Source organism: Catellatospora coxensis (assembly GCF_016862635.1).
Lineage (GTDB): Bacteria > Actinomycetota > Actinomycetes > Mycobacteriales > Micromonosporaceae > Catellatospora > Catellatospora coxensis.
Window position 1 is genome coordinate 66098 of record NZ_BONI01000029.1, and the last position, 22393, is coordinate 88490.

19 protein-coding genes are annotated in these 22393 nt (G+C 73.3%); 12 read left to right on the forward strand and 7 right to left on the reverse strand.

Features of this window, described 5'->3' with window-relative positions; all coding sequences use genetic code 11:
- Nucleotides 1-45: 45 nt before the first annotated feature.
- Complete coding sequence (locus Cco03nite_RS18405) at nt 46-738, forward strand: hypothetical protein (RefSeq protein WP_203693359.1); 693 nt, start codon at nt 46-48, stop codon at nt 736-738.
- A gap of 143 nt (nt 739-881) precedes the next feature.
- Nucleotides 882-2930, forward strand: coding sequence for an Hsp70 family protein (locus Cco03nite_RS18410; protein ID WP_203693360.1), 2049 nt, complete (start codon nt 882-884; stop codon nt 2928-2930).
- Between the two features lie 35 nt (nt 2931-2965).
- Here Cco03nite_RS18410 and Cco03nite_RS18415 read toward each other — a convergent pair whose 3' ends face one another.
- Together Cco03nite_RS18415 and Cco03nite_RS18420 are read right to left on the reverse strand one after the other, a co-directional pair.
- On the reverse strand, nt 2966-3532 hold the full coding sequence (locus Cco03nite_RS18415) for a hypothetical protein (RefSeq protein WP_203693361.1): 567 nt from the start codon (nt 3530-3532) through the stop codon (nt 2966-2968).
- A gap of 46 nt (nt 3533-3578) precedes the next feature.
- On the reverse strand, nt 3579-4706 hold the full coding sequence (locus Cco03nite_RS18420; RefSeq protein ID WP_203693362.1) for an AI-2E family transporter: 1128 nt from the start codon (nt 4704-4706) through the stop codon (nt 3579-3581).
- A 74-nt stretch (nt 4707-4780) separates the two neighbouring features.
- Here Cco03nite_RS18420 and Cco03nite_RS18425 point away from each other — a divergent pair, with 74 nt between their 5' ends.
- From Cco03nite_RS18425 to Cco03nite_RS18440, 4 genes are all read left to right on the forward strand, one after another.
- Nucleotides 4781-6136: an efflux RND transporter periplasmic adaptor subunit gene (locus tag Cco03nite_RS18425; RefSeq protein ID WP_203693363.1), complete on the forward strand. Its 1356-nt coding sequence runs from the start codon at nt 4781-4783 to the stop codon at nt 6134-6136.
- Entirely contained in the window at nt 6133-6870 is a 738-nt protein-coding gene (locus tag Cco03nite_RS18430; RefSeq protein ID WP_203693364.1) for an ABC transporter ATP-binding protein, read from the forward strand. Before Cco03nite_RS18425 ends, Cco03nite_RS18430 begins: the two co-directional genes overlap by 4 nt.
- Nucleotides 6867-8051, forward strand: a complete 1185-nt coding sequence (locus tag Cco03nite_RS18435) for an ABC transporter permease (RefSeq protein ID WP_203693365.1) — start codon at nt 6867-6869, stop codon at nt 8049-8051. The genes Cco03nite_RS18430 and Cco03nite_RS18435 overlap by 4 nt, the downstream gene beginning before the upstream one ends.
- Before the next feature lie 73 nt (nt 8052-8124).
- Nucleotides 8125-10995 (forward strand): AfsR/SARP family transcriptional regulator, encoded by a 2871-nt coding sequence (locus tag Cco03nite_RS18440; RefSeq protein WP_203693366.1) that lies wholly within the window; start codon nt 8125-8127, stop codon nt 10993-10995.
- A 143-nt stretch (nt 10996-11138) separates the two neighbouring features.
- On the opposite strand, the gene Cco03nite_RS18445 is transcribed toward Cco03nite_RS18440, so the two are convergent.
- A complete protein-coding gene (locus tag Cco03nite_RS18445; RefSeq protein WP_203693367.1) occupies nt 11139-11624 on the reverse strand; it encodes an NUDIX hydrolase in 486 nt (161 codons plus the stop codon).
- A gap of 139 nt (nt 11625-11763) precedes the next feature.
- Between Cco03nite_RS18445 and Cco03nite_RS18450 the strand changes: the two genes are divergently transcribed.
- Both Cco03nite_RS18450 and Cco03nite_RS18455 read left to right on the forward strand, forming a co-directional pair.
- Nucleotides 11764-12177 carry a YbjQ family protein gene (locus Cco03nite_RS18450; RefSeq protein WP_203693368.1) on the forward strand — a complete coding sequence of 138 codons (414 nt, stop codon included), beginning with the start codon at nt 11764-11766 and terminating at the stop codon, nt 12175-12177.
- A gap of 112 nt (nt 12178-12289) precedes the next feature.
- Entirely contained in the window at nt 12290-13099 is an 810-nt protein-coding gene (locus Cco03nite_RS18455; protein WP_239167470.1) for a SigB/SigF/SigG family RNA polymerase sigma factor, read from the forward strand.
- A 115-nt stretch (nt 13100-13214) separates the two neighbouring features.
- Here Cco03nite_RS18455 and Cco03nite_RS18460 read toward each other — a convergent pair whose 3' ends face one another.
- The 3 genes from Cco03nite_RS18460 to Cco03nite_RS18470 form a co-directional block, all read right to left on the reverse strand.
- On the reverse strand, nt 13215-15326 hold the full coding sequence (locus Cco03nite_RS18460) for an amylo-alpha-1,6-glucosidase (RefSeq protein ID WP_239167471.1): 2112 nt from the start codon (nt 15324-15326) through the stop codon (nt 13215-13217).
- On the reverse strand, nt 15323-16528 hold the full coding sequence (locus tag Cco03nite_RS18465) for a glycosyltransferase family 4 protein (RefSeq protein WP_239167472.1): 1206 nt from the start codon (nt 16526-16528) through the stop codon (nt 15323-15325). The genes Cco03nite_RS18460 and Cco03nite_RS18465 overlap by 4 nt, the downstream gene beginning before the upstream one ends.
- A gap of 77 nt (nt 16529-16605) precedes the next feature.
- Nucleotides 16606-17877, reverse strand: coding sequence for an MFS transporter (locus Cco03nite_RS18470; protein WP_239167473.1), 1272 nt, complete (start codon nt 17875-17877; stop codon nt 16606-16608).
- Nucleotides 17878-17968: 91 nt separating this feature from the next.
- Between Cco03nite_RS18470 and Cco03nite_RS18475 the strand changes: the two genes are divergently transcribed.
- A complete protein-coding gene (locus Cco03nite_RS18475) occupies nt 17969-18934 on the forward strand; it encodes a GlxA family transcriptional regulator (RefSeq protein ID WP_203693371.1) in 966 nt (321 codons plus the stop codon).
- A 167-nt stretch (nt 18935-19101) separates the two neighbouring features.
- On the opposite strand, the gene Cco03nite_RS18480 is transcribed toward Cco03nite_RS18475, so the two are convergent.
- Nucleotides 19102-20004 carry a hypothetical protein gene (locus Cco03nite_RS18480; RefSeq protein ID WP_239167474.1) on the reverse strand — a complete coding sequence of 301 codons (903 nt, stop codon included), beginning with the start codon at nt 20002-20004 and terminating at the stop codon, nt 19102-19104.
- 34 nt (nt 20005-20038) lie between these two features.
- Between Cco03nite_RS18480 and Cco03nite_RS18485 the strand changes: the two genes are divergently transcribed.
- The 3 genes from Cco03nite_RS18485 (at nt 20039) to Cco03nite_RS18495 (ending at nt 22271) form a co-directional block, all read left to right on the forward strand.
- On the forward strand, nt 20039-20245 hold the full coding sequence (locus Cco03nite_RS18485) for a DUF2277 family protein (protein ID WP_166381032.1): 207 nt from the start codon (nt 20039-20041) through the stop codon (nt 20243-20245).
- 103 nt (nt 20246-20348) lie between these two features.
- Nucleotides 20349-20990 (forward strand): flavin reductase family protein, encoded by a 642-nt coding sequence (locus Cco03nite_RS18490; RefSeq protein WP_203693385.1) that lies wholly within the window; start codon nt 20349-20351, stop codon nt 20988-20990.
- A 105-nt stretch (nt 20991-21095) separates the two neighbouring features.
- Nucleotides 21096-22271 (forward strand): sporulation protein, encoded by a 1176-nt coding sequence (locus Cco03nite_RS18495; protein ID WP_203693372.1) that lies wholly within the window; start codon nt 21096-21098, stop codon nt 22269-22271.
- Nucleotides 22272-22393 lie beyond the last annotated feature (122 nt).

Below are 22393 nucleotides of genomic sequence, written 5' to 3' on the forward strand. Positions count from 1 at the left end.
GAAAAGAACGGGAAGGCGCGCTCCGGGTTGGCCTAGCATCGCCGCATGCACCCCGATCTGCAGGCGGCCGTGGAGCAGCTCTACACCGCGTTCGCCCGGCACCCGCGCGCGGACCGGATCGGCTACTGCGGTCACTGCGTGAGCGACGAGGAGGCCATGGTCCTGCAGCGGACGCCGCTGCGCCGGCTGACCGCGGACGACCTCGAACGGTTCACCTTCAAGCTTTTGTCCACCTGGGGCGACGAGGCGGATCTCCGGCACTTCCTGCCACGCATCCTGGAACTGTTCGCCACCGGCGAGCAGCACGACGGCCACCTGCTGACCAAGACGCTCAGCAACGTGCGCTACCACGGGGCGGCCTGGGGAGCCGACGAGCTGGCGGCCGTCGAGGCATACCTGCTGGCCCTGATGCGGCAGATCCTCACCGACCGCGGCTCGGCCCTCAAGGTCGACGCGGTGCTCGAAGGGGCCGCCGAGAACGGGCACACCGTCGAGCCGTACCTCGCCGTCTGGACGCGCGAGCCCGGCGAGACGGCGACCACGCACCTGGCCTGGTTCGTCGAGGACTTCGGCTGGACCTTCTCCCGCGACGACCGCTACCACCACGAGGTCAGAGCCTGGTTGCGTACGGGTCTTCCCGCGCACCGGCTGGAGGCGGCGTTCCTGGCCACCACCGACCCCGAGGCGACGCGCTGCTTCGGCCAGGCGCTCGAACAGCTCGAGTTCCTGGTTGTCTGACGTTCCCGGTCACCGGTCGCGGACCCGCGTCGGCGCGAGCCGTTAACGCGCTCGCAACAGCCGATGGCTAGCATCGGCGACCATCAACGCGGCAGACGACGGCGTCAGGTCGGGTCGCTTCGAGGGAACTCGGGAGTACCGCTATGGCACAGCACCTCCTGGTGGTCGACTTCGGCACGTACCAGACCACGGCTGCGCTCGTCGCGGGCACGCAGGTCCACCCCGTGCCGTGCCCGGTGACCGGCGCGCTCAGCAGGCCGTCGGCGGTCTGCCTGGACGGTGACGACCTGCTGGTGGGCAGCGCCGCGGTGCGCCGGCGCGAGGTGCTGCCGCGCGGGTTCGCGGCCGGGCCGCGCCAGTCGCTGGACAGCGGCGAGCCGGTCCGCCTGGGCGACCGGCAGGCCTCCGCCCAGGAGGTGCTGGCCGTGTTCCTGCGTACGCTGCGGCACGACGCCGAACGCCGCTTCGGTGTCACCGTCGACCGGCTGGCGCTGACCGTGCCCGCCGCGTACACGCCGCACGACGCGCGACGCAGCCTGCTCGTCGCGCTGGCCACCGACGCCGGTTTCCCGGACGTGGAACTGGTCGGCGACGCCACCGCCGCGGTCATGGACCCCTACACCCACGGCGACCAGCCGGACGGCGCGCTGGTGCTGGTCTGCGACCTGGGCGCGTCGTGGACGGTGTCGCTGGCCCGGATGCACGGCGAGCGCCCCGAGGTGCTGGCGCACGAGACGTCGGGCAGCGGCCAGGACTTCGACCGGCTGCTCGTCGACGACCTGCGGGCGGCGCTGCACGACTGGCTCGCCCCCGCGCTGCAGTCCGGCGGCGACACCGGCCTGCACGCCCGGTACGCGGCGGGCGAGTTCGTCCGCTCGGTCAAGCACCGGCTGGCAGACACCGACGAGGTCGTGGACCGGATGACCCCGCACGCCCCGCCGTACCGGCTGGACCGGGCCGGCCTGGACCGGCTGGCCGAGCCGGCGCTGCGCTGGCTGGTCGCGAGCTGCCGCGCGGTGGTGGCCCGTGCCGGGTTCACCCTCGCCGATGTCGGTGGCGTGCTGCTGGTCGGCGGGGCGTCCCGGCTGCCCGCGGCCCGTGCGGTGCTGCACGCCGAGCTGGGCCGGCCGGTGCGCCAGCCGAGCGAGCCGGAGTACGCGGTGATCCGCGGCGCGGCGCGCTGGGCCGGGCGGGTCGCCGCGCGGCGGGTGCCGGCCAACACCGCGTCGTGGCGGATGGAGCCGCTGAGCTGGGACCTGCCCGACGGCCGTGCCCGGCTGGTGCGCTGGCTGGTCGGCCCGGGGCAGCAGTACGGTCCGGGCGCGGCCCTGGCCCAGGTGCGCACCGCCGACGACCGGGTGTACGACCTGACCGCGCAGCGCGAAGGCATCCTCCTGGAGCACCGCACCGCCGCCGGAGACTTCCTGACCTCCGACACCGTCGCGGCGGTGGCCCGCTCGGCGAAGCTGATCAGCGGCGACCGGGCCGCCAAACGCCATCAGATGCGCGTCGCCGGGGACTGGCTGCTCACCCCCGACCACGAGCTGCTCGTGGAGTGCGAGCGCTCCGGCGCGTACGTGCGGATGCGCTCCATCGCCACCGGCGCGGTCGTCAACGAGGTGCGCCCCAAGCAGCGCGTCGGCGACGGCACCGGCAAGGTGTTCGTCGGGCCGGGCGGCCGGCTGGCCCTGGTCGCCTGGAACCCCGACGGGCAGTTCACCGTGTGGGACGTCGCCAGTGGTCACCTGACCAGCAGTTTCAAGGCGGCGTCGAACAACCGGCCGGTGAAGGTGCTGGTGCACGAGGGCCAGTGGCGGCTCATCGCCGAGGCCGACCGCAAGGTCCACGTCGGACGGTACGTGCGCGACGTGGCGACGATGTGGGACCTGGGCACGGGCACGGTCGTCGAGGAGATGGTCGGCGAGGACCTGCACCGTCGCTACGACGGCTACGCCGAGCACAGCCCGCACGACGGCTTCGCGCCGCAGTGCGACAGCCCCGACGGGCGGCTGCGGGCCGGGGCCGCGGGCAACGCGGTGTGGCTGCACGAGTCGGGCACCGACGAGGAGGTGTTCCGCACCGACATCGCCGCCGCGCGCTCGGTGCGCACCGCGTTCAGCGCCGACGGCCACCACCTGCTGGCCCGCTGGTCCACCGCGGACACCACCTGCGTCGACGTCTGGCAGGTCTGACCGCCGGCCCCGCCAGGTGTGGCGGGGCCGGCGGGTCAGCAGGAGGTGACGGGGCGGATGGTGGCGACGGTGGTGAGGTGGACCTCCAGGGTCTCGCCGGCCGTCGTGTTCAGCCACATGGCGCCGGCGGGGGCGCCCTCGGCGACCTGGCCGCAGGCCTTGCCGCCGTTGCCGAGGCTGACCTCGACCGACGGGGCCGCCTCGGTCGGCCACCACGCGGACAGGCCCGCGAACGCCATCAGCGCCACCGCGGCGATGGTGGTGCGGATGCCGGAGCGCAGCTGACCGCTCATCTCGGCGGGGTCCGCGGGCGCGGCGGGGTCGCCGACCGGCCAGGCCACCTTGCCGACCATGACGATCGACCACAGGGCCGTCACGAACGCGCCCACCGAGCCGCCGGTGGCCAGCCACTGCAGCCAGTCGGGGCCGGGCGCTTGCGCGCCCATCTTCAGCACGCCGCAGAAGCCGATGAAACCGAGCACGCCGAGTTGTACGCCGTGCCAGCCGCGCGCCGAGTCGATCAGCTTGGCCAGCGGATCGGCGCTGTCGGCCGTGGACACGGCGGAGGGGAGGATGCCGTCGGGTTGCATGCCGACAGTCATACCGCATACCTGGAGGTGGTGGTGTGTCGGCCTTCCGTCGCCGCGCTCAGATGCGGTCCAGGTGCGGCATCGCGATCTTCCGCATGGTCAGCTGCACCCCGGCGACCACCGGGATCGCGATCAATGCGCCGAGCGCGCCCAGCAGCACCGCCCCGATCAGCGCGGACAGGATCACGGCCAGGTCGGAGACGTCGACCGAGCGCCGCAGCACACGAGGTGCGATCACCCAGTTCTCCAGCTGCTGGTACAGGATGAAGAAGATCACGCAGGCGATGCCGGCCTCGGGCGAGTGCGCGAACCCGGCGATGACCACCACGACCGCGCCCAGCGTCGCGCCGATCTGCGGGATCAGGTCGCACACCGCGACGACCATGGCCAGCGCGAACGCGTACGACACCCCGAGGATGAGCAGGAACACGAACGTGCTCAGCCCGGCGACGAAGGCGATGGCCAGCGAGCCCAGCAGGTACGCGCCGATCTTCTCGAAGATCTCGTCGCCGAGCTCGCGGGCGGTGTCCCGGCGCGAGGCCGGGAACAGCCGGTAGAAGCCCTCCTTGAGCCGGGTCCATGCGGCCAGGAAGTAGATGGTGAGGATGAACACGGTGAGCACGTTGAAGATGACGCCGAAGACGGCCTGCACCCCGCCCAGCGCGCCGCCGAGCGCCTTGGTGATGTTCTCGTTGGTGGCGGCGTCCTTCAGCCGGTCGATCACGTCGAAGCGCTGGTTGAAGTCGGCGACCTGTGGGTTGCGGTTCAGCTCGTCGAGGTAGCCGGGCAGGTTCGTGATCAGTTCACTGGTCTGCGTGATCAGCGGCGGAGCCAGCGCACCGAGACCGCCGCACGCGACCAGCACCACACCGAGCGCGACCACGGTCACCGCGAGGCCGCGCGGCAGGCCGCGCCGCTGCAGCCAGGCGACCGCCGGGTGCAGGCCGATCGCCAGGAACAGGGCCGCGAACATCAGCAGCAGCACCGACAGCGTCTCGCGTACCGCCCAGGTGAGGATGATGGCGCACATCAGGCCGAGCCCGCCGAGGAAGCCGACGACGAACACGTGCCGGTTGCGGCGCGCCGCCTGCGCGTCCGGGGTGTCCGGGTCCACCTCCGGCCGCCGCTGCGCCGGAGCCGGGGCCTGCGTGGCCTCGTCCCGCGCTGCCGTGTCCTCTGCCGCCATCACGCACCTCCGCGAAGAGACTGCCACACCGGGCCGCGTCGCCGCAGCGCCCGGATGGCCACGGGTGGACCGCCATGGATAGGCTCCGGCAGGTGCGCACACCCCTCCGCAGCGCCGCCCGGCCCGCGCTCGCCCTCGGCACGGTGCTCCTGCTGACCTCGCTGACCGCGGCGTCCTGCGACGACGGCCTCGACGTGACCGTGGCCCAGGTCGGCCGATCGACGGTCAGCGAGGTCGTCGACGCCCCCGCCTCGGTCACCGCGCGTGCCGCCGCGACCGTGACCGCGCCCGCCGAGGGCATCCTGGCCAGGCTCGCCGTCACCCCGGGCCAGCAGGTCGCCAAGGGCCAGCTGCTGGCCGTGGTCGACTCCCCCGCCAGCCGAACCCGGCTGCGCCAGGCCAAGCAGGCGCTGGACGCGTCGAAGCGCTCGGGCGGCGGCGGGGTGCGGGTGGACCTGTCCGCCGCGCGCCGCAAGCTGGACCGCTCCGCCCGCGAGGCGTTCGACCACGCGCGGGACGCGGCCGAGCAGGTCACCGACCCGTCGACCAGGGACGCGCTGCTCGCGCACATCACCGCCGCGGAGGCCGGCTACCGGCAGGCTTCGGCGGGCGTGGCCGCGGCCGCCGACGCGGTGCAGCGGGGCGTGGCGAGCCTCGGTTCGGCTATGCAGGCGCTGGGGTCCGCGCAGCGGCTGCAGGCACAGCAGGCGTACGACCTGGCGAAGGCGAGCGTGGACGCGCTGACCCTGCGCGCCCCCATCGCCGGGGTCGTGCAGCTGGGCGGCACCTCCTCCGCGGCGGCGAGCCCCGATCTGAGCAGCCTGCTCGGCGGCTTGAACGCGGGCGCGCCGGCCGGAGTGGCCGGGCCGGTCGCGGCGCCCGCCGGGGTCGCCGCCGCACCGGCCGTCGGCGCGCCGGTCAGCGCCGGCACCGCGATCGTCACCGTGGTCGACACGAGCGTGCTCGGCATCGTCGCCGACGTCGACGAGACCGACATCCTGCTGGTGCGCACCGGGATCAGCGCCGAGGTGGAGCTCGACGCCGCGCCGGGCGTGCAGTACCCGGCCCGGGTCGGCGCGGTCGACGTGCTGCCGACCCCGAACAGCCGCGGCGCGGTCGCCTACCGGGTGCACCTGACGCTGGAGACGCCCGCGGACGCGCCGACGCCGCGACCGGGCATGAGCGCGGTCGCCCGGCTGAAGGTACGCGAGGCCGCCGGTGTGATCGCGGTGCCCGCAGCGGCCGTGTTCACCGGCGAGGGGCGCGACTGCGTCTGGGTACGCGGCGCGGACGGCAGGGCGCAGCGGCGTTTCGTGACCGTCGGCGCGTCCGGGATGGACACCCTGCAGATCACCGACGGGCTGGCCGAGGGCGAGCGCATCGTGGTGCGCGGCGTGGACCGGGTCACCGAGGGAACGGACCTGCCGTGACCGGCGACGCCGCGATCGAGGCGATCGACGTGGCGCGCACGTACGCCCTGGACGGGGTGGGCGTGCCGGCGCTGCGCGGGGTGACGCTGACCGTGGCGCACGGCGAGTACACCGCCGTCGTCGGCCCGTCGGGCTCGGGCAAGTCGACGCTGATGCACCTGCTCGGCGGCCTCGACCAGCCGACGTCGGGCCGGCTGCGCATCGGCGGGCGCGACGTGGCCGGGCTGACCCCCGCCGAGATGGCGCACCTGCGCAACGCCACCATCGGCTTCGTCTTCCAGTCGTTCCACCTGCTGTCGCGTACCAGCGCGCTGGACAACGTGGCACTGCCGCTGGTCTACCGCGGCCTGAGCGCGCGCGAGCGCCGCGAGCGAGCCGCCCGGATGCTGGAGCGGGTCGGCCTGTCGCACCGCATCGGGCACCGGCCCAACCAGTTGTCCGGCGGCGAGCAGCAGCGCGTGGCGATCGCGCGGGCGCTGGTCACCGAACCGGCGGTGCTGCTGGCCGACGAACCGACGGGCAACCTCGACCAGGCCACCGGCCTGGCGGTGCTGGAACTGCTGGAGCAGCTCAACACCGCCGAGGGTGTGGCGGTGATGCTGGTGACCCACGACCGGGAGGTCGCGGCACGCGCCCGCCGCCAGATCACGATGCGCGACGGCCGCATCGTGTCGGACACCGGATCGGTCTCGACGGGCTCGGCCGGCGACGGCGACGCGGAGGTGCGCGCATGAGGCTGGCGGAGGCGTGGCGGGTGGCGCTGGACGCGCTGCGGGCCAACCGGCTGCGCAGCGGGCTGACCATGCTGGGCATGGTGATCGGCGTCGGCGCGGTGGTGATCCTGGTCGCGCTGGGCACCGGCACCAAGAACGAGGTGCAGGCCCAGGTGGAAGGGCTGGGTTCGAACCTGCTGCTGGTGGTCCCCGGCCAGGTCAGCCTGAACGCCGCCCCGGCGGTGTCGCGACTGGACCAGTCCGATCTGGATGCCGTGATCCGGATCGCGGGCGACCGGGACCGGGTCGCCGTGTCGCTGACCTCGGGCGAGAACGTGCGCGCGGGCAAGGAGCAGGTGTTCACCAGCCTGCTCGGCGTGCTGGAGACGACCCCGAAGGTGTTCCTGCGCGACGTGCGCGCCGGGGCGTACCTGACCCGCACCGACGTGGAGACCGGGCGCCGGGTCGCGGTGCTCGGCAGCTCCGTGGCCAGGACCCTGTTCGGCGAACGCGACCCGATCGGCCAGCAGGTCACCATCGCGGGCGTGCGGTTCCGGGTGATCGGGGTGTTCGCGCCGCTCGGGCAGAGCCTGGGCGTGGACCGCGACAACGAGGTGCACGTGCCGCTGACCACGGCGCAGCGGCTGCTGGCGACCAAACGCGTGGACGCGTTCGCGGTCAAGGCCCCCGACGCCGAGACCATCGACCGGCTCGGCCGCGACATCGTCGCCGAGCTGCACCGCCGCCACCCCGACGAGGAGTTCAGCGCCGTCACGCAGGAGCAGATCCTCGGCGTGCTCGGCGACATCCTGGGCGTGCTGACCGCCGTGCTGGCCGCGATCGCGGGCATCTCGCTGCTGGTCGGCGGCGTCGGCGTGTCCAACATCATGCTGGTCTCGGTGCGCGAGCGCACCCGCGAGATCGGGCTGCGCATGGCGCTGGGCGCGCGGCCGCGCGACATCGGGCTGCAGTTCCTGCTGGAGGCGGTGCTGCTGACCACCATCGGCGGCCTGCTCGGCATCGCGTTCGGCGTCGGCGCGTCGCTGGCCACGGCCGCGCTGAGCCCGGTGCCCGCCGCGCTGACCTGGTGGTCGATCGCGCTGGCGTTCGGGGTCAGCTGCGCCGTCGGCATCGTGTTCGGCGTGGTGCCCGCGCAGCGGGCAGGCCGCCTCGACCCGGTCGTGGCGCTGCGTTCCGAGTGACGGGAACGTGAGTGAACCCTCGCCGCGGCGGCTCGTAGGCTGAGTGCCGACGCACATCCACCTCGGAGGCAACGTGTCGATCTTGTTTCGGCTGCTGGGGCCGGTGGCCCTCGGCCGGAGCGGGAATCCCGGCGCGATCACCGTGCCCAAGGTCCGCTGCATGCTGGCGGTGCTGCTGCTCGACGCCGACCGGGTGGTCAGCCTGGAACGGCTCACCGACGAGCTGTGGGGCGACCAGCCGCCGCGCTCGGCCGTGGCCAACCTGCGCTCGTACGCCCTCGCGCTGCGCCGCGCCCTGGCCGCCGCGGGCATCGACCCCGACCGGCTGGCCACCACACCCGGCGGCTACCGGCTGCACCTCGCCCCCGGCGAGTACGACGTGCCCGTCTGGGAGAAGCTCGCCGCCGAGGGCACCGCGGCGCTGGCCGAGGGCCGGGCCCAGGACGCGGTCTCCCGCCTCGGCCGGGCGCTGGCCTGCTGGACCGGACCGGCCCTGGCCGACGTTCCGGTCGGCCCGGCGCTGGCGGCGCGGGCCACCGCGCTCGACGAGCTGCGCACCGCCCACACCGAGCACCTGTTCGAGGCGCGCCTGCTGTCCGGTGAAGGCATCGCCCTGGTCACGCCGCTGCGCGAGCACATCGCCGCCCACCCCACCCGCGAACCCGCCTACGGCCAGCTCATGCGGGTGCTGTACGCCGCCGGCGACGCCGCCGCCGCACTCGACGTCTACCAGCAGGCCCGGCAGGCCCTCGCCGACGGGCTGGGCCTGGAGCCCGGCGACGGGCTACGCGAGGTCCAGGCCGCGATCCTGCGTCGTGACCCGGCACTGGCACCGGGGCGCGGGCTGGTCGAGGCGCGGCCCCGGCAGCTGCCGCCCGACGCGACCGTCCTGGTGGGACGCGAGCGCGAGCTCGCCGAGCTGAGCAGCGCCACCGCCCGGGTGCGCAACATCCACGGGCCCGGCGGGGTCGGCAAGTCGGCGCTGGCGATCCGGCTCGCCCACGCCCTGGCCGACGAGCACCCCGACGGGCAGCTGTACCTCGACCTGCAGGGTTCCAACCCTCGGCTCACCCCCTTGGAGCCCGGCGACGTGCTCCACCGTTTCCTGCGCGCGCTGGGCACGCCCGAGGGCGACATCCCCGCCGACCCCGCCGAAGCAGCCGGGCTGTTCCGCACCCGGCTGGCCGGGCGGCGGATGCTGGTGCTGCTCGACAACGCCGTGGACGCCGCCCAGGTGCGGCCGCTGCTGCCGGGCACCGCCGACTGCCTGGTGCTGGTCACCAGCCGCCGCGCGCTGACCTCGCTCGACTCCGCCGCGCTGCTGCCGCTGGACGTGCTCGACGAGGACGACGCGCTGCGGCTGCTCGGCAGCCGCGCCGACGCGCAGGCGGCGCACCGGCTGGCGGCGCTGTGCGGGCGACTGCCGCTGGCACTGCGTATCGCCGCGGCGCGGCTCGACGCCCGACCGGACTGGTCGGCGGCGGACCTCGTCGGACGGCTGGTCGACGAGCGCAGCCGCCTCGACGAGCTGCACACCGACGACATGGCCGTGCGCTCCTGCTTCCAGGCCAGCTACCGGGCCCTGAACGAGGCGGCGGCGCGGGCGTTCCGGATGGCGGGCCTGGCCCGCGCGCCGCACCTGAGCGTGACCGCGATGGCGGCGCTGCTGGGCCGGTCCCGGGGGTACGCCGCCTCCGCGCTGGACCGGCTCGTCGAGGCACGGCTCGTGGACATGTCCGGCGGCCGCGTCCAGCTGCACGACCTGCTGCGCCTGTACGCGGCCGAGTGCGCGCTGCACGACGACCCGCCGCAGGAGCGGGCCGAGGCGCTGCACCGCCTGTTCGTGTACTACGTGGGCACCGCGTACCGGGCCCTGCAGCTGGTGGTGGGCGTACGGCGGCCGATCGACGCCGCGCTGCAGGGCCTGGAGGGCACCGACCTCGCGCCGGTCGAGACCCTGGCCGAGGCGAGCAGCTGGCTCGACGCCGAGCTGCCGGCGGCCCTGGCGGTCGCCGCGCAGGCGGGCGAGGCCACCCCGGTGGACCGGCGGTATCCGGCGCAGCTGCTGCGGGCGATGAGCAACTACCTGCTGCGCCGGGCTCCCGACGAGGTGGAGCGGCTGGCCGCGCTGGCGCTGCGCCTGCACGCCCCGGAGGACCCGCACTCGGCCGGTATCGCGTACAACATGCGCGGGCAGTCCTACTACTACCGGGGCCGCTACGCCGAGTCGCGGGAGTCGCTGGAACAGGCGGCGGCGTTCTGGCGGGCGCGCGACGACCTCGACGGGATCGCCATGGTCGCCAACAGCCTCGGCATCCTCGCCAGCCGGACGGGCGAACTCGACGAGGCGCTGCGCCAGTTCCAGGACAGCCACGACGCGCTCGCCCGGCTCGGCGCGACGATGCTGCAGGCGCTGGTGCTGGTCAACATCGGCGAGGTGCTCGCCGCCCAGGACCGGCTCGACGAGGCCATCACCGCCGTGCACCGCAGCCTGGAACTGGTCCGCAGCGACCGCCGGACCAGCCACACCATGATGGCGCTGGGCCTGCTGGCCGTGCTGCAGGCCAAGGCCGGCGGCTTCCGGCGGGCACTGGGCTACTGCCGGCGCAGCCTGGCGATCGCCGACGCGCACGGCGACATGGCCTATTTCGTGGACATGGCCCTGGTCCGCTCGGAGATCCTGCTGCGGGTCCGGCGGCCCGACCTGGCGCGCACCGACGCGCAGTCTGCCCTGCGCCGGGCCCGCGACGTCGACGACCACGGCCGGCAGGGCGCGGCGCTGTGGCAGGTCGCCAAGGTGGCGCAGGCGGACGGCGACCGCGCCACCGCGGCCCGCTGCCGGGCTGAGGCGACCCGGCTGTTCGCCACGTACGGCAGGTCGCAGGAGAAGGTCGTGGAGACGTTCCTCACCGGCGATGGCCCGGCCTTCCCGCACCCTCCGTAGGCAGCTCGCGCTGCCAGCGTGGGATGACCGGGCCATCACCGCTTCCCCGCGACCGCACCCCCGTCCCGGTCACGGTGCACACACCATAGGCAGCACCGCATACAGCGATCCATATAGTGATTGTCTTCGAACTACAGGCCGCGTCAGCGCACGTAGCTCCAGCTCACCATCTCGCCGTCGCGGTAGGGCATGACGCCGTGGAACGGGCGAGGGTCGTCGTCGAAGACCATCGGCAGCCATTCACGGTCACTGGCCCACATCGGCACCTCGTACAGGCGCTCGCGCGGCACCCAGCCCAGGGTGCCCTCGTGGTTGCCCTGGTGCGGCTCGCCGTCGAACTCGTCGACGCGGAACACGAAGCCGAACCAGTCCTCGCCGCGGCGGCCGAAGCCTGGCCAGGACACCGTGCCACGCAGCGACAGCCGCCGGGCGATCAGCCCCGACTCCTCCTCGACCTCGCGTTTCACGCCGGTGAGCACGTCCTCGTCGCGCTCGACCCGCCCGCCGAGGCCGATGTGCTTGCCGAAGTGGATGTCGTCGGGCCGCTTGTCGCGGTGCAGCAGCAGCACGCTGCCGCCGTCGGGCGACAGCACGTAGGCGAGGGTGGCGATGATCGGCGTGAGCGGCATGAGGCGATGGTCGCACGCCCGGCGGCCGGTGCCCCGTGTGCCCCATTAACACAAAAAGATGGTAAATGAGTACCAAATGATTACGTCTTCATTCACGATGGATATACCACTCTTATCGGACTTTCAGGAGGTGGTGTCCATGCGTGACGTCGTCAACCGCGCGGGTGTGCTGGTGGTGACCACAGACCAGCTGCCGGGCCACGTGGTCCGGGCCGTCTACGGCGAGGTGCTGGGGCTGTCCGCACGGACGCTCAGCCCGTACACCGAGGGCTTCAAGTCGGCGATGGACGGCAGCGGGGTGAGCATGCCCGAGCGCATCCACATGCTGACCGAGTGCCGCCTGGAGGCCGTCGACCGCATGGCGCGCGTCGCCGCGCGGATGGGCGCGAACGCGGTCCTGGCCATGCGGTTCGACCACCGGCCGATCACCGAGTCGTGGATCGAGATCTGCGCGTACGGCACCGCGGTGCGGGCGGAGGAGGTCCGGATGCCGCGCCCTAGAAAGCCGGCAACCCCGGCCACCGAAGCTGACATGTCGTTAAAATCCGCTTAGTGAGTCTGACTGCTGAAGGCCGGTGACCCGATGCCGCGTGGGGCGGCGCGACCGGCGTGACCAGCGGATGGCGGCGATGAGCACCCATGCGGACGCGTTGAGGATCGATGCTGTGCTTGGCGTGGGCTCCCTGGAGCCCGCGGGTGAGGTGTGGACCGCCGAGCGCGACCGCCGGGTGTCCGTGGCCCTGGCCAGGCTGCACCGGCTGGCGCCGGACGACCCGGCCCGGGAACGCGCCCGTGCCGCGGTGATCCACGCCGGCATGCCGCTGGCCCGGCGGCTGGCCCGGCGGTTCAGCTTCCGCGGCGAGGACCCCGACGACCTGGTCCAGGTCGCGCTGCTGGGCTTGATCAAGTCGGTGGACCGCTACGACAGCAGCCACGGTGTGCGGTTCGAGCACTTCGCCGGGCCCACCATGCTCGGCGAGCTGCGCCGGCACTTCCGCGACCGGGGCTGGGCGCTGCGCGTGCACCGCCGGCTGCAGGAACTGCACCTGGAGATCAGCCGGGCGGTGCCGCAGCTGTCGCAGACCCTGCAGCGCACCCCCGACATCCGGGACCTGGCCGCGCACCTGGGACGCGACGAGGGCGACATCCGCGACGGGCTGGAGTGCGCGCACGCGTACGCCATCGGCTCCCTCAACAGCGTCGTGCGCAGCGGCAACGGCTTCGCCGAGCTGGGTGAGCTGCTCGGCGAACAGGACCGGCGGCTGGAGTCGCTGCCCGACCGCCACGCCATCGGCCGCGCCGTGGCCGGGCTGTCCCCGCGCGACCGCCACATCCTCGCGCTGCGCTTCGCCGCCGACCTGACCCAGGCCGAGATCGCCCAGCGGCTCGGCCTGTCCCAGATGCACGTCTCCCGCCTGCTCACCCGCTGCCTGCAGCACCTGCGCCAGTCCCTGACCGCCCAGGGACTGAGCTGATGGCGCCCGCCTCCGCGGGCGCGCGGTCCGGCCCCGGAAGCCTCCCTTACCCTCCGGTCGCTCGTCGCTTCGCGACTTCCGCGCCTGTCGGGTGCGGTCGGCGGCCGGACCGTCCTCAGTTGATGACCGTCGACGGTTCCGGCAGGCCGCGGACCTCGGCCTCGGTGCCCGACGCGGTGATCTTCAGCAGCGACCCGGCGAACGGCAGCCGGTCCACCGTCACGGTGCCCCACTCCTGGGGCAGCCGCGGCCGCAGCACCAGGCTGCGCTTGGGCACGTCCAGGTCCAGGCCGAGAAAGGCGCGCACGATCAGCAGCGGCGCGCCGCTGGCCCACGCCTGCGGCGAGCACGACGTCGGGTACGGCACCGGCGGGCGGAACTGGTCCGCCGGGAAGCCGCAGAACAGCTCGGGCAGCCGCCCGCCGAACGACATCGCGGCCCGCAGCAGCCCGTCGGTGAGCCGGTGCGCCAGCTCGACCGCGCCCGGGATGTGGGCGTAGCGCATCAGCCCGGCCACGCACAGCGCGGTGTCGTGCGGCCACACCGACCCGTTGTGGTAGCTCATCGGGTTGTACGCGCCCATCCGGTCCGACAGCGTACGCAGCCCGTACCCGCTGTCCATGTCCGGTTCCGACAGCCGGGCGACCAGCTGCGCGGCGTGCTCGTCGGTGACGATGCCGGCCCACAGGCAGTGCCCGACGTTGCTGGACATGGCGTCCATCCGGCGCTTGCGCCCGTCCAGCGCGATCGCGAAGTAGCCCTCGTCGGGCAGCCAGAACGCCTCGGCGAACAGCGAACGCAGCTTGTCGGCGCGGGCCCGGCAGGACTCGGCCAGCGCCGGCTCGCCGAACGCGTCGGCCAGGTCGGCCCGGGCCAGCCAGGCCGCGTACGCGTACGCCTGCACCTCGGCGAGCGCGATCGGCGGCTCGGCCAGCTGCCCCGCCGCGTCGTTGACCCCGTCCCAGCTGTCCTTCCAGCCCTGGTTGAACAGGCCGCGATCGGTGGCCCGCTGGTACTCGACGAAGCCGTCGCCGTCACGGTCGCCGAAGCCGTCGATCCAGGCGAGCACCGCGTCGGCGGCCGGCAGCAGCGCCCGCACGTCCGACTCGGCCGCGCCCCACTTCCAGGCCTCGCCGAGCAGCGCGACGAACAGCGGGCTGGCGTCGATGGTGCCGTAGTAGTGCGAGCCGCCCAGCGCCGACGTGCTCTGCGGGCCCAGCCGCAGCTCGTGCAGGATGCGTCCGGGCTCCTCCTCGGTGCACGGGTCGACCTGGCGGCCCTGCAGCGCGGCCAGGGTGTAGAGGGTGCCGACGGCCAGCGACGGGTCCAGCGGCAGCGCCATCCACGAGGTGAGCAGGCTGTCCCGGCCGAACAGGGTCATGAACCAGGGCGCGCCCGCGGCCACGAAGGTGTGCGCGGAGTCCTCCCCCGCCGCGATGCGCAGCGCGTCGAGGTCGCGCACGCTGCGCCGCAGCACCAGCCCCAGCTGCTCGTGCTGGGTCCGGATCGAGGTGACCTGGCGCCGCCACGAGTGCTCCTCGGCCTCCTCGGGGCTCAGGTGCTCGCGGAAGCGCGGCTCGATGCGCCGGCTGTCCACCACCGGGTGCACGATGATCTCGGTGCGCCACTCGTCCCGGGCCGGGATGACGATCTGCCAGCTCAACCCGTTGTGGCTGCTGACCGGCTCGCCGGTGGCGTGCACGAGCAGCCCGCGCGAGTTGTCGGGCCGGCTGAACACCAGGTTGACCCCGCTGGCCTGGGCGTGCGTGGCCGTGCCCGCGGCGTGGCCTTCCTTGACCGCGAACAGGTCGGCGAAGTCGGCGTCGACGTGCAGTTCCAGGTGCACCAGGGTGGCCTCACGGCCGACGTTGGTCAGCGTGACGACCTCGCGCATGCCCTCGCCGACGATGCGCTGACGCACCACCAGCAGGGTGCTGTCGGCGTGCCCGGCCGTGGGCGCGCGCCGCAGCATGAACCGGGACGCGAAGGTGTCGGTGTCGGCCACCGACAGCGGCTGCGGCTGCTGGCCGTCGATGCGCAGCTGCCAGCGCGAGATGATCCGGGTGTCGCGGAAGAAAAGGCCCTGCGCGCCCCCGGGGTCCATGTCCCCGTTGGGCGCGCAGATGCTGAAGGTCGTGCCTTCGACGATGGTGACCTGACCCTGGCCGAGCGGCTGCGGGTCGCCTGCGTTGAGCGGTGCCGGCTGGGCCGGCCCGAACACCGTCACCGCTCACCCGCCGACGTCAGCCGTCCGACGCGTGCCATCGCACGACCGCCCCGGCCGGGCAGCCGCGGCCTGCGCCGCTCCGCCAGCGCCGCCCGGTATGCCTGCACGTAGCCGACCGCCGTCCGCTCGTCGCTGAACCGGCGCACCACCTGCTCGCGGCACTCGGCTGGGTCGAGTTCGGACACCGCGCGCAGCGCCGCCGGCAGCTCGGCCGGATCGTCGCAGATGAAACCGCTGACGCCGTGCTCGACCACCTCGGGCACCGCGCCGCGGCGCAGCGCCACCACGGGCGTGCCGCAGATCATCGCCTCGATCATCACCATGCCGAACGGTTCCTCCCATTGGATAGGGAACAACAGACAGCGGGCATTTGCCAGCAACTCACGCTTGAGTGTCGCGTCGGCGATCCCGATCATCTGGTCGTTCGGTCCGAGCAGCGGCTCCACCTGCTCGGCGTAGTACTTCTTCTCGGCGGGCTCGGCGCACTTGCCGGCCAGGATCAGCGGCAGCCCGGCCGCGTGCGCGGCGTGCACGGCGGTGTGCGCGCCCTTGTCGGCGTTGAACCGGCCCAGGAACAGCGCGTAGTCCTTCTTCTCCCGCTGGAAGGGCCAGTCGGCCGGGCGCAGCCCGTTGTGCACGACGCCGATCCAGTTCAGCTCCGGGGCCAGCGAGCGCTGCCGCTCGCTGATGCCGACGAGGGACAGGTCCCGGTCCAGGGTCTGGTAGTAGCCGCGCAGTTCGGAGTCGACCGGGCCGTGCACCGTGGCGATCGTGGGCAGACCCATCGCCTCGTACGCCGGAGCGTTGAGCGGCCCCGCGAAGGTGTGGTCGTGGACCACGTCGACCTCACCCGCGGTGGCCAGGTTCTCGATGACCCGGCGGGTCAGCGTCGCGTAGATGATCTCGGGCCCGGGCTCGCCCAGCCGTTCGGGCACGGCCCGGTCCCACACCTGCCAGAATCTCGCCCTCGTGCCGTCCTTGCCCGCGCCGATCATGGTGACTTGGTGTCCCAGGTCCACCAGGGCGTTGGACAGGTCGGCGAGCACCGCCTCGATACCGCCGTAGGCGGCTGGTGGCACGTCGAAGTAGGGCGGCGCCACCATCGCGATCTTCAACGGGGCGATGCCGTTGGCAGGCAGGGTGCTCTGCACCCTGGCGAGATGTTCGGGCGTGGGTACACCCTTCACCAGCGTGGTTATCACGAGCGCTCATATACCCGCAGTGACCGCATTTCATGCCTGCCCCGACCCCCGGCTCGGCGTCGGGGCAGGTCAACCGGTCAGGCGGCGAGCCGCCAGCGCCGGACCACCCCCGGCCGGACGATCGCCAGGGACATCGCGGTCGCAGCCAGTGACAGCAGCCCCGCCCCGTAGAACGCCGCGGCGTACGAGCCGCTGCTGTCCCGGACCAGGCCCGCGACCAGCGCGATACCGGCCGCCCCGAACTGGTGCGAGGCGAAGACCCAGCCGAACACGATCGCCCCGGACGCGCCGAAGTGCTTGCGGCACAGCGCGATCGTCGGCGGCACGGTGGCCACCCAGTCCAGGCCGTAGAACAGGATGAAGACCAGCATGCTCGGGTGCGGGTCGGCGGCGAACAGCCCCGGCAGGATCATCAGCGACAGCCCGCGCAGCGCGTAGTAGATGCCCAGCAGCCAGCGCGGGTCGAAGCGGTCGGTGAGCCAGCCCGAGGCGATGGTGCCGACGATGTCGAAGACGCCGACCAGCGCCAGCAGGCTCGCCGCGGTCGTGGTGGGCATGCCGTGGTCGTGTGCGGCGGGGATGAAGTGCGTGCCCACGAGGCCGTTCGTCGTCGCGCCGCAGATCGCGAAACCGCCCGCCAGCAGCCAGAACGTACGCGTCTTCGCGGCGTCGCGCAGCGCGCCCAGCGCTCGGCGGGCCGCACCCGTGCTCACCGCCGGAGGGGCGGGCGGGGTGTCGGGGTCCGCGCCGTACGCGGTGATGCCCAGGTCGGCGGGGTCGTCGCGGAGCAGCCAGAGCACCAGCGGCACCACCAGCAGCGCCGACCCGGCGACGGTCAGCGCCGCCACCCGCCAGTCGTAGGCCTGCACCAGGCTCGCCAGCAGCGGCAGGAACACCAGCTGCCCGGCCGCGCCGCCCGCGGTCAGCACTCCGGTCACCAGGCCCCGGTGCTTGACGAACCAGCGGCTGGTGAACGTGGCCACGAACGCCAGCGCCATCGAGCCGGTGCCCAGACCGACCAGCACACCCCACAGCAGCATCAGCTGCCAGCTCGCGGTCATGAACACGGTCAGCCCGCTGCCGGTGGCGACCAGCAGCAGCGCCCCGGCCACCACCCGGCGCATGCCGAAGCGCTCCATCAGCGCCGCGGCGAAGGGGGAGGTCAGCCCGTACAGCACCAGGTTGATCGACACAGCGGCCGAGATGGTGCCGCGCGACCAGCCGAAAGCCTGCTCCAGCGGCTCGATGAGCACACCGGGCGTGGCCCGGAAGCCGGCCGCGCCGACGATCGACACCAGCGCCACGGCGGCGACCGCCCAGGCGAGATTCTGGCTCCGCGTCCTGTTCACCCTGTTTTCCAGCAACGTCACGCGGTAATCGTGCGCGATCCCCCCACCGCGAAACAGTGGCCTGAACGCCACTATGTGAAAGAATCGAGCCATGACCGCTCGCCACCGGATCGCCGTGCTCGCCCTCGACGGGGTGATGGCTCTCGACCTCGGCATCCCCAGCCAGGTGTTCGGCTGCGCCGCCGACAGCGCCGGCCACCGGCTGTACGAGACCCGGGTCTGCACCCCCGACGGCGGCCCGATCCGCGCCAGCGCAGGCTTCTCCGTGCAGCCCGACTACGGTCTGGACCTGCTCGACTGGGCCGACACCGTGATCGTGCCCGGCGTCCACCGCGACCGCCTCGACGCCCCCACCACGGTCCAGGCCGTCACCGCGCTCCGCGCCGCCCGCACCGCCGGCAAACGGATCATGTCCATCTGCACCGGGGCGTACGTGCTGGCCGCCGCCGGCCTGCTCGACGGCCGCCCCGCCGCCACCCACTGGGCCTACGCCGAGGACTTCCGCAGCCGCTTCCCGCAGGTCGAGCTCGACGCCGACGTGCTGTTCATCGACGACGGCGACGTGCTCACCTCGGCCGGCGTCGCCGCCGGGCTCGACCTGTGCCTGCACGTGATCCGCCGCGACCACGGCAGCGAGGTCGCCAACCGGGCCGCCCGCCGCTGCGTCGTCGCCCCCTGGCGCGACGGCGGTCAGTCCCAGTTCATCGAGCGGCCCCTGCCCGCGCCCGGCGACGCCTCCACCGCGGCCACCCGCGAATGGGTGCTGGCCCGCCTCGGCGAACCCCTCGACCTGGACCAGCTCGCCCGCCACGCCCGCATGAGCGTACGCACGTTCACCCGGCGGTTCCGGGAGGAGACCGGGCTGTCACCGGGCCGCTGGCTCACCCGCCAGCGCGTCGAGCACGCCCGCCACCTGCTGGAGAGCACGGACCTGACCATCGATCAGGTCGCCGACCGGGCCGGCTTCGGCACCGCCGTCTCCCTGCGCCAGCACCTGCGCGCCACCGTCGGCACGGCCCCCCTCGCCTACCGCCGCACCTTCCGCACCCCCACCTGATCCCCCACCGCCCCACCCACCCACCCACCCACCCACCCACCCGGCCCCGCCCTACGTCGACGTTGGCCTATCTCATCGACTCCGGCGGCCGGATTTTCAATGTGATAGGCCAACGTCTATTGAAGAACGGGCCGCGGCCGGAGCCCGCTGGGCACGACGCAGCGGCGTCAGCGGGTGGCCGCAGTCGGGGCCGGGTCGGGCTGAGCAGCGGAGCTTGGTGCGGGGGTGAAGTGGCCGTTGCGGCCCGCGCGCCACAGCCCCCACAGCGCCAGCAGCGCTGCCACCAGCAGCGGGCCGCCGTCGCGGACCAGCCCGTCCACGCCGAGCATGGCCAGGCACAGCGGCAGGTGCACCACCAGCACCAGCAGGGTCAGCAGCACCAGCTGCAGCCGGACCCACCGCTTGCCCTTGACCAGGAAGATGCTCAGGAACAGCGCCACGTAGCTGACCAGCAGCGCGAACACGAACCAGCCCACGATCACGGGCAGCAGGCCCACGTCCCCGTCGAACAGCCGCCCCGCCGCCACCACGCAGGCGACCAGCATCAGTGCGCTGTAGCTGAACACGGCGACCCGGGTCGTCAGCACCCAGCCGGGCACCTGCGGCCGCGCCGGCATCGGCTTGCGGGTCAGCCCGTCCCGGCTGATCCACCAGCGCAGCTTCGGCCGGGCCAGATACTCCTGCACGCTCGCCGACCGGTACAGCAGCAGCACCACGGTCAGGCACAGCGCCGCGACCACGCCGAATCCGAGGACCCCGGGCAGCGCCGGGGCGCCCTGCCGAGGCACGACCAGCCGGGCCAGTGAGAACAGCGTCGTCACCGCCAGGATCAGCCCGAACGGCGCCGCGCCGTGCCTGCCCCGCCACAGGTGGAAGATCAGCACCAGGAACAGCAGCGAGCGCAGCAGCGCCCAGCCGGTACGCACGAACAGCGGGTAGCCCCCGTCGATGGCGTAGTACCAGTTCAGCCACTCGACTGACGCCGTGGCCAGCGCGGTCAGGGCGAGCAGGACGGCCAGCACGCGTACGGCGGCGGGTCGGCTCTCGGTCATCGGCGCGGCAGCGGACACCCGTCCATCATGCCCACGGAGCACAATGGCAACCATGTGCCGCAGCATCAAGACCCTTCGCCCGCCGTTCCAGGAGATCGTCACCGAGGAGGACATGCAGGCCGCCGCGCTGCAGTACGTCCGCAAGATCTCCGGTTTCCGCGCCCCGGCCGCGCACAACGCCGAGGCCTTCGACAAGGCGGTGGCCGCCGTCGCCGCCGCGACCGCCGAACTCCTGGCGACCCTGCAGGTGCGCCGCTAGCTCCGATGCCGTGTCCGTTCCCCGCCAGCACGGCGGCCGGTCGCCCGGCAGGCTCGGCATCGGCCCCGGCACCTCGGGGCACGGACGCGGCGTTAGGACGGCAGTGCACCAGACCCTCGACCTCAAGGTGCTGTACTTCGGCACCCCCGTAGTGATCATCAGTTCCCGCAACCCGGACGGCACGACCAACCTGGCCCCGATGTCGTCAGCCTGGTGGCTGGGCAGCACCTGCGTGCTCGGCCTGGGCGACAGCGCGCAGACCGCCGCCAACCTGCGGCGCGAGCGCGAGTGCGTGCTCAACCTGGTGCCGTCGACGCTGGTCGACGCCGTGGACCGGCTCGCGCTGACCACCGGCGCGCCGCAGCCTTCACCGCGCAAGCTGGCGATGGGCTACCGGCACGTGCCCGACAAGTTCGCCGCCGCCGGGCTGGACCCGATGCCCTCGGAACTGGTCGCGCCCGACCGGATCGCGCAGTGCCCGATCCAGCTCGAATGCGAGATCAGCGGCGCCTTCCCGATCGGCGGCCCGGAGCCGTTCGCCACCGCGTTCACCGCCGAGGTCCGCCGCGCCCACGTCGAGCCGGACCTGATCATCCCCGGTACGCAGCACGTCGACCCGGTCGCCTGGGACCCGCTGATCATGAAGTTCTGCGAGTTCTTCGGCGGCGGCGACAACGTGCACCCCTCCCGCCTGGCCGCCGGCTGGCAGATGCCCCACCACCGCAGCCTCACCCCCGCCCTCTAGATCGACCGACTTGCCGGGCACCTGTGCGTCTAAGCAGCCAAGATACGCACAGGTGCCTGGCAGGTTCGCAGATCTTGGGAGGGTCGCGGCGGCATGATGGAAGGCATGGTCCTGCGGCGCATTCTCAGCAGCCTGGGGTTCGGCGGCGTCGACGTCGACACCGTCCTGTCCACTCCGGCGACCCGGCCGGGCGGCGCGTTCTCCGGGCAGGTCCGGCTGCACGCCAAGGGCGATGTCGAGATCACCTCGGTGTGGTTGCTGCTGGTCGCCGACGGGGGCGGCGCGCAGACGGAACTGGCCCGCTACCCGGTGGCCGACCGGGTGCCACTGACCGGCGGCACCGGCCACGCCGTCGGCTTCCACCTGGCCACGCCGTACGCCGTGCCGGTCACGCTCGTCTACGGGCACCCGATGCCCGGGGTCGCCGTCGGGGTGCGCACCGAGGTCACCGTCGCCCAGGGCTCGGCGAAGACCGACTTCGACCCGCTCGGCGTCGAACCCACCGAGATCCAGCAGGCGGTGCTCGACGCGTTGGGCACGATCGGCTGCCGGTTCGTACGCAGCGAACTGCGCCCCGGCTCGCCGGTGACCCAGGCGATCACCTTCTACGCGCCGGTCCCGCAGGGCCAGCCGGTCGGCCCGCACATCCCGCAGCTCGCGTTCACCTTCGCCGCCGACCCGCAGGGGCTCACCGTGGTCGCCGATCTGGCCGGACGGCCCGGACCCGGTGAGGTGCACCGGGTGGCCGAGCCGGAGTTCCGGCAGCTGATCGCGCAGCCCGCCCAGTGGATCGAGCTGGTCGACGGCTGGGTGCGCCGTGCCCTGGACCGGGTCGCGGCGCTGCCCGACCAGGACCCAGGATCGTTCATGCGGCCATCGGTGCAGGCCGGGCCGACCGCGCCCGGGCAGCCCCGCAAGCCGTACGCCTACCCCGCGCAGGGTTTCGGCGGCTACCGCTACGGCGGCTACCGGGGCGCCGGCACGATGATCGGCGCGGGACTGGGCGGCGCCGCCCTGGGCTTCCTCGGCGGGATCATCGTCGGCGACATGATCCACGACGCGCTCACCCCGGACGTCTCCCCGGACGCGACCGCCGACGCCCAGGGCGCGGCGGACGCCCAGGACGCCGGCACGGCCGATACCTACACCGACACCGGCTACGCCGACCAGGGCCAGAACGTCGCGGACTCCGGCGGCGGCTACGAAGCCGGCGGCTACGACCCCGGCGGCTACGACTCCGGCGGGTTCGACTCCGGCTTCGGCGACTTCGGCGACTTCTGACCGCCGCGCTTTCGCCGTCCGGATGCCCCGAAGATCGTCGGACTTGCCCGGCACCCGTGCGTATCTTGACCGCGTATACGCCCACGTGCCTGGCAAATCGAACGATCAGGCGCCGGGGCGGC